The sequence below is a fragment of the Variovorax sp. KK3 genome (genome assembly GCF_001984055.1).
GTDB lineage: Bacteria > Pseudomonadota > Gammaproteobacteria > Burkholderiales > Burkholderiaceae_C > Variovorax.
Genome location: NZ_LYVO01000032.1, coordinates 57,637 through 68,108, shown reverse-complemented (window position 1 = coordinate 68,108; position 10,472 = coordinate 57,637). Strand labels below are relative to the sequence as shown.

At 65.3% G+C, this 10,472-nt stretch carries 11 protein-coding genes; 7 read left to right on the top strand and 4 right to left on the bottom strand.

Translation table 11 applies throughout. From position 1 onward, the window contains the following. The 3 genes from B0W80_RS17090 to B0W80_RS17085 form a co-directional block, all read left to right on the top strand. Window positions 1-735: VENN motif pre-toxin domain-containing protein (locus tag B0W80_RS17090; RefSeq protein ID WP_218668914.1), on the top strand; the 735-nt coding region annotated here is incomplete at its 5' end. 190 nt (window positions 736-925) lie between these two features. After that, window positions 926-1,432: a hypothetical protein gene (locus B0W80_RS34990; protein WP_143684666.1), complete on the top strand. Its 507-nt coding sequence runs from the start codon at window positions 926-928 to the stop codon at window positions 1,430-1,432. Continuing rightward, a complete protein-coding gene (locus B0W80_RS17085) occupies window positions 1,401-1,838 on the top strand; it encodes a hypothetical protein (RefSeq protein ID WP_143684665.1) in 438 nt (145 codons plus the stop codon). Before B0W80_RS34990 ends, B0W80_RS17085 begins: the two co-directional genes overlap by 32 nt. A gap of 90 nt (window positions 1,839-1,928) precedes the next feature. On the opposite strand, the gene B0W80_RS17080 is transcribed toward B0W80_RS17085, so the two are convergent. Beyond that, window positions 1,929-2,897: a LysR family transcriptional regulator gene (locus B0W80_RS17080; RefSeq protein WP_077000355.1), complete on the bottom strand. Its 969-nt coding sequence runs from the start codon at window positions 2,895-2,897 to the stop codon at window positions 1,929-1,931. Between the two features lie 123 nt (window positions 2,898-3,020). Between B0W80_RS17080 and B0W80_RS17075 the strand changes: the two genes are divergently transcribed. Genes B0W80_RS17075 through B0W80_RS17060 form a run of 4 tightly spaced genes read left to right on the top strand, consistent with a single transcriptional unit; the run spans window position 3,021 to window position 6,584 of the window. Then, a complete protein-coding gene (locus B0W80_RS17075) occupies window positions 3,021-4,193 on the top strand; it encodes a CaiB/BaiF CoA-transferase family protein (RefSeq protein ID WP_077000354.1) in 1,173 nt (390 codons plus the stop codon). Beyond that, window positions 4,193-5,182, top strand: a complete 990-nt coding sequence (locus B0W80_RS17070) for a hydroxymethylglutaryl-CoA lyase (protein ID WP_077000353.1) — start codon at window positions 4,193-4,195, stop codon at window positions 5,180-5,182. Before B0W80_RS17075 ends, B0W80_RS17070 begins: the two co-directional genes overlap by 1 nt. Beyond that, complete coding sequence (locus tag B0W80_RS17065) at window positions 5,179-5,559, top strand: VOC family protein (RefSeq protein WP_077000352.1); 381 nt, start codon at window positions 5,179-5,181, stop codon at window positions 5,557-5,559. Before B0W80_RS17070 ends, B0W80_RS17065 begins: the two co-directional genes overlap by 4 nt. 47 nt (window positions 5,560-5,606) lie before the next feature. After that, window positions 5,607-6,584, top strand: coding sequence for a tripartite tricarboxylate transporter substrate binding protein (locus B0W80_RS17060; RefSeq protein ID WP_143684664.1), 978 nt, complete (start codon window positions 5,607-5,609; stop codon window positions 6,582-6,584). Window positions 6,585-6,694: 110 nt separating this feature from the next. Here B0W80_RS17060 and B0W80_RS17055 read toward each other — a convergent pair whose 3' ends face one another. The 3 genes from B0W80_RS17055 to B0W80_RS17045 all read right to left on the bottom strand — a co-directional run bounded on the left by B0W80_RS17055 (window position 6,695) and on the right by B0W80_RS17045 (window position 10,470). Beyond that, window positions 6,695-7,039 (bottom strand): hypothetical protein, encoded by a 345-nt coding sequence (locus B0W80_RS17055; protein WP_143684663.1) that lies wholly within the window; start codon window positions 7,037-7,039, stop codon window positions 6,695-6,697. Window positions 7,040-7,223: 184 nt separating this feature from the next. Continuing rightward, on the bottom strand, window positions 7,224-9,035 hold the full coding sequence (locus tag B0W80_RS17050) for a tannase/feruloyl esterase family alpha/beta hydrolase (protein ID WP_077000350.1): 1,812 nt from the start codon (window positions 9,033-9,035) through the stop codon (window positions 7,224-7,226). 229 nt (window positions 9,036-9,264) lie between these two features. Next, complete coding sequence (locus B0W80_RS17045; protein WP_077000349.1) at window positions 9,265-10,470, bottom strand: lipocalin family protein; 1,206 nt, start codon at window positions 10,468-10,470, stop codon at window positions 9,265-9,267. Between the last annotated feature and the right edge of the window lie 2 nt (window positions 10,471-10,472).

Sequence of the window (10,472 nt, the reverse complement as noted above, 5' to 3'; positions counted from 1 at the left end):
GAGATGGCGCACGCCATGGCCGGCTGCGCCGTCGGTGCGGGACGGGCAGGCACCAGCGATGGCTGCGCGCCGGGCGCCATCGGTGCAGTTGCCGGGCATCTCGCGGCTCAGTACTTCAATCCGACCGGCGATCTGAGCCGCAACTTGGAGACCATCGAAGCATCGCGGCTGATTGGTGGCCTCGCTGCAGCGGTTGCAGGTGGAGACGAGCGTACCGTCTACCTTGCCGCGGCCGCTGCCAGCAATGCGACCGCCAACAACTATCTTGCCAATGTTCATAAAAGTCTTTCTTGGCGCGCAAGTCGATTTGCAGGTCTATCGATGTTGGAAAGTGACCTGCTAAGTGCCGCAGTTGTTCTTGTCGACTTTCAAGGCCCACATGTCGGCACCAACGGAATTACTTTCGACGCACAAGATGTGGCACATTCACATATGCATGCTATGTGTGCTCAAGGCTCACCCAGAGAGTTGTGCGTGCAACGAATCGAGGACTATAAGCAAAAGCTTTGGAACATGAAATCCATTGCCGGGCTCGCAGGTCTCCTTCATCTTTATCAAGATGGCTTTGCGGAAGGTCATGCAGATCTACATATCTACGACGGCAAAGTAGACCTAGAGCACATCAAGGGCGATATGACTCCGCCGCAAGACTTGGCCCGTAGAATAATAGACGGGTCTGCAAAGTTAATTAAAGACTACAGCAGCTATTGCCAATGCATTACTTCGAATCGTTAGTTCTGTCTGGCATTGTGATTGCCTGCGTGGGAGTGCCACTTGGCTTTGCTGTGAGCCTCCGCGGAGCTGTGCGGCCAATGATTGCATCTTTTTTGACAAGCCAAGTGCTTTTGCTGTGTTTTGTGCTTCCTGGCCTTGGACATGTACTGCATACGCCGACGCGCCTCTTTATTCATCTGGCAGCTGCACTTTGGTTTTTGATAATGCCTCTCATGTTTCGAATTATTTTTCGATTGAAATGAAAATGATATTAAAGGAAAAAATTCAATCTGATATATCTGGCTCTGTTGTGCTCATTCACGCCGCAACTGCAGCAGTGTTTGCTGAATCCATTTGCGTTGAAATTGAGCGACCGTGTGATGCACCGTTGGCGGGGATAGACGGTGCGATCCTCAACCGGGCCGATGCGCTGCTTTACAACGATCCTGGAAATACGCGCGAAGATCCGGCCCGGCACCAGCATGGATGCGTTCTATGCGGCCAACACGGACAGGAGCGTCTTGCTGACAACAACTTTGATGTGGCGCATGTGCTGAGCGGGGAGATCAATGCGAGAGGCAGGGCGACCGGGTATCACGCAGAGTTGGCGGCTGACGGGGCCGCGCGCATCACGTCCGGAGCGACCGTGAAGCAACGCGTATTACTTTCTACCCGCTCGCAAAACCATGAACAACAAACTTCGGGTCTCGATGGTTGAAATGGTTTCCGACGCCGATCCCAACGTGCGTTGGCAAAGCAATTGGATCGAAGTGACTGGGCCTGGAGAAGTCGCGCAGGTACCGGGGGGCAGAAAATGTGTTCCTCGCTTTCAGATGATGTGCGAAGAAATCAGGTCGGATATTCAGACCGTCGAAGGGTCTGGGGCATCTACCCTTAAGGCCTTGCATCTGGTCGAGAGTGGCCTATCCGCGGCTGAAAAGTTGGGAGGGAACGCGTGGTACACATTCATTAGTCTCGACGAGGTCCGTTTCGAAGGCCTTTACGATCAAGGTGACGGCGGCGAAGTCACCTTCAGTCAGTACAAGCTTGCCGTGGAAACCTATATTCGCTTCCTGACCGATCCTGATCGCAATCCCGTCGAGGTCGTCTTTCTAGATTTGTGAGTAGGTGAGTACATATAGGCAACTTGCGGCATGCCGCCGGTTCGCGTGGATCGACCCGAATAACGTGCACAACCCCCACGGTGCCGCGCATCAAATGCCTCTCGTCGACTTCCTCCGCCCCGATCCATCTATGCTCCCAGCCACCGCAGGCCCCGACCCCTCCAGGTGCTTCATCAACAACCCCGCCGCCGGCGACAGCTGCCCGCCCGCCTGCGCCGCCATCAACAAGCGACGCTCGGCCCACGCATCACTGAGCCGCAGCACCTTCAAGCCGAGCACGCTCACTTGCGCTGAGCACGCGGCCAGCGGCACCACGCCGATGCCCAGGCCGGCGGCGATCATGTGGCACATGGCGTCGAAGCTGCGCACCTGCACGCGCAGGCGCATCGGCACGCCGGCCTGCTCGGCGGCGCGCGACGTCAGTTCCAGCAGTGAGCTGCTGCGGTTGAGGCCGACGAACTCGTAGGCGAGGCATGTCTTGAAGCTCACGCGCTTCGATCGGGCCAAGGGATGCTGGCGCGGGCACAGCACCACCAGTTCGTCGGTCTGGAAGGTCTTCACGTCCAGGCCGTAGGCGGGGGTGTTCTCGGCGAACACGCCGATGTCGGCGAGGCCGTCGACCAGCGCACGCACGATGTCGCCGCTCAACTGCTCTTCGACCTCGACGCGGATGTCCGGATGTTGCGCCAGGAACGAGGCCAGTGCCGCGGGCAGGAACTCGGTCAGCGCCGACATATTGGCCCACAGCCGCACGTGGCCCCGGATGCCGCTGGCGTAGTCGCCCAATTCGTTGCTGAACTGCTCGAAGCCCTGGAACAGGCGCATCGCATGCTGCATGGCGACGTGGCCGGCCGGCGTGAGGGCGATGCCCTGGGCGCTGCGCTCGAGCAGCTTGGAACCGGCGGTCGCCTCGAAATCCGACAGCCGCCGGCTCGCGGCTGACAGCGCCAGGTGGCAGGCCTCGGCACCCTTGGTGATGCTGCCCGACTGCGCCACCGCGCAGAACAGGCGCAGGGTGACGAAGTCGACGCGGGCCGGGTTGATGCTGCTGCGTGCCATGCGCGCGATTCTAGGCAGGGCCTTCGCGTTTTGCGAAGCCCTGCTGACGGCTGAGCAATTCCGCTTCGGGCCCGATCTTTCTACAGTCCACCCATCGACAACGACCAGAGACAACGCATCACCATGAACGCACTGGAAGGCCTCAGGGTCCTCGAACTCGGGCAACTCATCGCCGGCCCATTCGCCGGCAAGACGCTGGCCGAGTTCGGCGCCGACGTGATCAAGATCGAGCCCGCTGAGGTGGGCGACCCGTTGCGCAAGTGGCGCATGCTGCGCGACGGTACTTCGGTGTGGTGGGAAGTGCAGTCGCGCAACAAGCGCTCGGTGTGCCTGGACCTGCGCAGCGCCGAGGGGCAGGAAGCCGCGCGCGCCCTGGCCATGGAAGCCGACGTGCTGATCGAGAACTTCAAGCCCGGCACGCTCGAAGGCTGGGGCCTGGGCTGGGAGGCGCTGCACGCGCTCAACCCCAAGCTGATCATGCTGCGCATCTCGGGCTACGGCCAGACCGGCCCCTACCGCGACAAACCCGGCTTCGGCGTGCTCGGCGAATCGATGGGCGGGCTGCGCTACCTGAGCGGCGAGCCGGGTCGCGTGCCGGTGCGCGTGGGCGTCTCGCTGGGCGACACCTTGTCGGCGCTGCACGGCGTCATCGGCGTGATGATGGCGCTCTACCACCGCGCGGCCCATGGCGGCGAGGGCCAGTTCATCGACGTGGCGCTCTATGAGTCGGTCTTCAACGTCATGGAAAGCCTGCTGCCCGAGTACGACGCCTTCAATGCGGTGCGCGAGCGGGCCGGCAGCGCGCTGCCGGGCATCGCGCCCACCAATGCCTACCGCTGCAGCGACGGCCACTACGTGCTCGTCGCCGGCAATGGCGACAGCATCTTCCGCCGCCTGATGCGCGCCATCGGCAGGCCCGACCTCGAAGAAGACCCGGCGCTGCGTCACAACGACGGCCGTGTGGCGAACGTGGAGCGTCTCGATTCCGCCATCGAGGCGTGGACTTCGCAGCGCGGCCGCGACGAAGTGCTGGCCGCGCTCGATGCGGCGGGCGTGCCGGTCGGCCGCATCTACACGGTGGAAGACATCGCGACCGATCCGCAGTACCTGGCCCGCGAAATGATCGTGGAGGCGCGCACCTCCGACGGCCGCATGCTCAAGGTGCCGGGCATCGTGCCCAAGCTCAGCGCCACGCCGGGCCGCATCGCGCATCCGGCGCCGCGCCTCGGCGAACACACCGAAGCACTGGGCGGTGCCGGCTGGCCTGCGCGTTCCGCGCCGCAAGGAGCAGCGTGATGAACGCCGGCCAAGGCACGCGCCTCTTCATCAACGAAGTCGCCACCCGCGACGGTTTTCAGATGGAAAGCCGCTTCGTTCCCACCGACGACAAGATCGCGTTGGTCGATCGCCTGAGCGGGCTCGGCTACGCGAAGATCGAGGTGACCTCGTTCACATCGCCCAAGGCGATCCCGGCGCTGCGCGACGGCGAAGAAGTCATGCACCGCATCGCGCGCAGTCCCGGCGTGGTCTACACCGCACTGGTGCCCAACCTGCGCGGCGGCGAGCGCGCACTCGACAGCCGCATCGACGAATTCAACATCGTCATGTCGACCAGCGAGACGCACAACCTGTCCAACCTGCGCATGACGCGCGAGCAGTCCTTCGCGCAGTTGGCCGAGGTGATCGCGCTCGCACGGCAGGCGAAGGTGCCGGTCAACGTCTCGCTGTCATGCGTGTTCGGCTGCCCGATGGAAGGCGAGGTGCCGCAAGACGTGGTGCTGGGCTGGACCGAGCGCTTCGCCGAACTCGGCGTCGCCGGCATCACGCTGTGCGACACCACGGGCATGGCGTACCCCACGCAGGTGCAGGACATCTGCGCGGCGGCGCTCGCGCGTTTTCCGGCGCTGGACTTCACCGCGCATTTCCACAACACGCGCGCCATGGGCCTGGTCAACACGGTGGCGGCCATCGAGGCCGGCATCCGCCGGCTCGACATGTCGCTCGGCGGCATCGGCGGCTGCCCTTATGCGCCCGGCGCCTCGGGCAACGTGGCGACCGAGGACGTGGTCCACATGCTGCAGTGCATGGGCTACGAAACCGGCATGGACCTCGCGGGCCTGTTGGATGCCGCCGTCGAACTGGAGCGGCTGGTGGAGCACCCGCTGCCGAGCCAGGTCTCGCGTGCGGGCCATCGTCTGCGTCGGCACGCGCCGCCGGCCGACTTCGAACAAATCGCCGAGCGTGCGCACGCGCGCCGGCCCGGCATCAAGGAGCTGCGCGCATGATCGATCACCTCGACCACCTGGTGCTCACCACTGCGAACGAAGAAGCCTGCGTGCGCTTCTACGTCGACGTGCTGGGCATGTCGCTCGAGACCTTCGGTGAAGGCCGCAAGGCCTTTCGCTTCGGTCAGCAAAAAATCAACCTTCACGTGAAGGGCCACGAGTTCGAGCCCAAGGCGCACGTGCCCATGCCCGGCGCGCTGGACCTGTGCTTCATCGCCAGCGTGCCGCTGGAAGACGTGATCGCGCGACTGGCCGAGCACCGGGTGCCCATCCTCGAAGGCCCGGTGATGCGCACCGGTGCCGTCTCGCGCATCCGCTCGGTGTACGTGCGCGACCCTGACCTGAACCTGATCGAGATCTCGGAAACCGCGGCCTGACGGCGCGGCGCACGAGAAAGAGCAACAACCCACCCAAGGAGACAACCATGATCCGATGCACCACCCGCCTGTTCGCGGCTGGCGCGGCACTCGCCTGCGCCGCCGCTGCCGCCCATGCCGACACCTGGCCTTCGAAGCCGATCACCTTCATCGTGCCGACCGCGCCGGCCGGTTCCACCGACATCATGGCCAGGCTCGTCGGCGACCCGCTGGCGCGTGCGCTGGGCCAGCCGGTGGTCATCGACAACAAGCCCGGCGCCAGCGGCAACATCGGCACCGAGGCCGTGGCCCGCGCCGCGCCCGACGGCTACACGCTGCTGATGCAGTACTCGGGCTACCACGTCGGCAACCCGGCGATGTTCAAGGAGATCAAGTGGAACCCCACCAAGGACTTCGTGCCGGTGGCGATGGTGATGCGCGCACCGCACGTGGTGGCGGTCAGCGGCAAGCTGCCGGTCAATTCGATGAAGGAGCTCATCGAGTACGGCAAGAAGAAGGGTGACGGCGGCCTCAACTACGCGTCATCGGGCAACGGGTCGATGCAGCACATCGCGGGCGAGCTGCTGTCGCGCCAGGTCAAGCAGCCGATGACGCACGTGCCCTACAAGGGCTCGGGCCCGGCCATCAACGACCTGATCGCGGGCAACGTCGACATGTTCATCACCACGCCGCCTTCGGTGATCGGCCACGTCGCGAGCGGCAAGCTCAAGGCGCTGGCATACACGGGCACGCAGCGCCATCCGTCGATGCCGAACGTGCCGACCTCGGCCGAGGCCGGCCTGCCGGGCTACGAGGTGGATTCGTGGTTCGCCGTGTTCGCGCCGGCGAAGACGCCGCCCGACGTGGTGGCGCGCCTCAGCAAGGAGATCGGCAAGATCGTCGAGAGCGAAGCCTTCCGCAAGAAGGTGGACGAGCAGGGCGCTTTTGCGGTGTCGATGGATTCGCCGACCATGGCCAAGTTCGTGGACCAGGAACTCGCCAAGTGGTCGAAGGTGATCAAGGCCGCCGACATCAAGGCGGACTGAGCTTCACCAATGAAAAAGTCAGGCGCAAGGCCTGGCTTCACAAACAAAAACGCCAGGCGCAAGGCCTGGCGTGTGTGATCAAGTTGGCAGAAGCCTGCGTCGGCGGGCTTTCAGTGCGCGCCGGCTTCGGCGATGAAGCGCAGCAGGTCGTGGTAGCCGGGGCCGAATTCCTGCGTGTCCACGCCGGCCAGCAATTGCAGGCTCTTCACGCGTGCGTTGCGGTCCACGCCTTGCGTCGTGCGAACCGGCAGTTCGGCGCCTTCGGCATCGCGCTCGGAGAGGCACACCACCACGATCGAACCCGCATGCAGTGCCAGGTCGCCGCGCTTGAAGGGGCGGCGTTCGTCGGCAGCCCGGAACATCAGCTTCGGCGCACGATGGCTCGGAGCACGCTTGCTCACGGGGCGCTCGGTCGGGATGGCGATGATCGGTTGGGCGGTGGTGGTCTTGTGCATGACAGTGTTCGCGTTGCGGTGTGCATGCATCGTCGCGCAATTCATGCGAGAAAAAGCGAGATGCCCGCTGCGGAAGTCCATGAGACTGTGGCATTTGTCGCCGTCGAGCGCAACAAAACATCCGGCATAGGCTGATGGCCCCACCGGGTAAGGCCAAGGCCGCACCGCACGGGTGCGGCGTATTTCACGAACAGGTGTATGAGGCCGCGAGCCGCGGGTCGCCGCCCGTCAGCGTGGCCTTGGTCGGGTACATGCAGATGGGGCGTGAGCTGGCCGGTGAGTTGCCGCTCGCTGGCGCAGAAATGTCGATGCGCTCGGGCGAGTTGCCGTTCTCCACCCACAAGGTCAGCGCCAGGTACAACTGTGCATTAGTTGGCAGTGGCGGATTCGCAGCCGCGTTGGTGGTGCCGTTGCTGAAGCCGTGCGCCATCGCAGGCACCAAAAACAGGCGGTAGAAATTGCGCGCCACCGAATCGCCGCCCGCGCGCGCCGCGAGCCGCGTGTAGTAGTTGATCGTGCCCTGCGGCGGAATCAGCGTGTCCGACAGGCCGTGGTACACGAGCATCTTGCCGCCGCGCGCCACGAATCCGTCGATGTTCGGGTCGTCCGTGTTGATGTTGGCGAAGGCCGCCTGCAGCGCGATGCCCTGGTCGAAGGCATTCGACAGCTGCGCATAGCTGAGCTGCTGCCACCGGTTCGCACCATTGCCCGTCGCATTGATGAAGGTGGGCGTGGCCCAGGTCGGGTCTTGCAGTTCGAGCGCCACCATGTCGCTCGAAATGGTGAAGGGCGTGGGGCCAGCCAAGCCCTGCAGGTTGGTGCCGCGCGTCAGCCCGTACCAGCGCTGGTTGGACGCGGTGGCCGGCGAGGTCGCGAAGCCGTTATCGTTGGCCGGCGATGGCACGCTGCCGTCGCTGGTCTGGCCGTACCAGATCTTGTTGATCGCCAGCGCCTGCGCCGCCGTCACGCAGCTGCCGGCGGGGCCCGTGCCGCCGCTGGCGGAGCACAGCACGCTCGCGTCGAGCTGCGGGTCGTAGCGGCACTGAGACGGGTCGGGGATGTACCCCAGGTGCTGGCCGTTCACCACGTCGCAGGCGTTGATCGCCGCGTTGCCGACCAGCGTGAGCTGCGCCGCGCTGAGCGGCACCCCGCCCAGGTCGCGCTGGTAGACGATCTGCGGGTACAGCTCCGACGTGATGAACTTCGTCCAGTTGATCGCCGGTGCGCCGGCCAGGATGCCGTCGAAATCGCCTGGGTTCGCCTGGGCCTCCATGTGGCCCTGCCGCCCGCCCGTGGAGAAGCCGTTCCAGTAGCTGCGCGACGCCGCCTTGCCGTAGAAGGCCGCGGTCAGCGCCTTGGTCTTGACGGCCATCTCGTGGATGCCGCGCTGTGCGAAGTCGTTCCACAGCGCTGCGTTCACCGTGCCGTCGGGCTTCATCGCGAAGGAGCCGCCGTTGGTGGTGTTCGCATGGCCGGTGTCGGTGCTGGCCGAGACGGCGCCTTCGACCATCGCGGTGTCTGCCGGTGCGCCCGAGCTGCCACCCGTGAGGCCCGCGAGCGCGGTCAAGGAGGTATGCACGCCGCCGGCCCAGCCGCCGCCGCCTTTCACGTGAATGCGGCCATTCCACTTGGCCTCGCCGGGCAGCCAGATCTCGATGCCGATGCCGGGCGAGGTGGACGGTGCATCGGCCGGCCCCGCGTTGCCCGGGCCCACCAGTAGCTTGACCACGCAGACGTCGGTGCTGGCCGTCGGCGTGGTGCCGGTCGGCGTGCCCGTCAGCAGCAGCGGGTCGCCGGTCTTGAAGGACTTGACCAGCAGCACGCTCGTGTTCGCATCGGGCTTGAAGCCGGTCTTGATCGAGTCGTCGCAGCTCAGGCGGGTCTGGCCGGGCGGCGGCAGGATCACGCCGCCACCGCCACCATGCCCGCCGCCACCACCGCAGCCTGCAAGTGCGGCCAGGGCCGCCAGGCAGCCCGCGCGGGCCCAGGTCGTCACCCACCCATCGAGTCGGCAAGTACCACGCATGATGTCCCCTTGAGTCGGCCGGCAGTCTCGGCTGCGCACAGGGTCATCCGCCGCGTCGATGGCCGAATTTGTAGGACAACACCGCGTGGCAGGCGAGGCATTGACCTACGCTGCGGGAGATAGGGCGAACGAACGGCGAGGCGACGACAAACACCGAGCGCACCGCGCACCGCGGCTCAGGGCTCAGGGGCTCAGGGGCTCAGGGGCTCTTCGTCGGCTTGAGCCCCAGCCGGTCGTAGCCGCTGAGCTCCAGGAAGCCCCGCCCTTCTCGGCTGCCGCTGACCTTCACCGGGCCTTCCCAGTACACGTTCGCGGTCGTTCCGCCCGAATCGAATTCGCTGTCGGGCAGATAGGGCTTCACGTGAAGCACGCCCGTCGGCAGCTTGATGTTCCATTCGACGACGTAGGTGATGTTCGTCTTCGGGCTGGTCCAGCGCGCGCCCGGCACCAGCTCGGCCTGGCCCTGTTCGAGCGGCTGCGAGCCCTTGGCGTCGGAAATGGTGCCTGCGGTCACGACGCTGCGGCCGTTCTTGTCGAACAGTTCGTAGAGCATCAGGTCCGATCCGTCGGCCAGCTGCAGCGCGAACCAGTTCCAGCCCAACGACAGCACGTCGAACTCGCCCCACTGGTGGTCGAACCACACCTCGCCGCGCACCGGCGTGGGCTTGCCGCCGATCACGATCTCGCCGCGCGTCGGCAAACGTGGGCGCGAGTAGTAGTAGCTGATGCCGCTGCTGCCGAAGTCGAGCAGGCCCGGCGTTTCGGAGCCTGGCGCGCGGTGCGCGACCAGCGGGCCGCCGTTGTTCAGCGTCAGCGTGACGGCGGCCTGGTCGAAGGTGGCGCGCAGCGCATGGGCGGACGCGGACGCAGTGGCCTGCCAGCCGTCCTGCCGAAAATCGAAACCGTTGGGAATGCTCGTCATCGGGCTGCCCGCGGTGCGGGTCTGGCTGACGTAGCGCTTGCCCGATTGCAGATCGGTTAGCGCCGCATGCATGACGGTGTGCTTGACCAGGCCGTTGGCGACGAACACGACCATGTGGAAGCCGAAGCGCTGGCCCGCGTTGGCGTCGAGGATGCCGCTGTAGTACCACCATTCCATCGCCGAACCGTGCGGTGCCTCGTCGGCTGGCAGGTTGAGCGGCGGCAGCGCGGCCGTGCGCTCACGGGGCTTGGGGCGGGCCGTGGCCGGTGCTTCGGCGGCGACCACGTCGGGCTCGGGTACGTCCGCCAGGAAAAGGAACAGTCCGCCACCGACGATGACCAGCGCCGCGAGGAAGATCGCCATGCCCTTGAACCGCGCCAGCGCACGCGCGCGCGGGGAGCGGTACGGCCGGTAGTCGCCCGAGATGGTGCGCCGCCTGCGGCGTCGCTTGCGAGGCGGCTGTTCGGGCTGGTCGGGTGTCATGC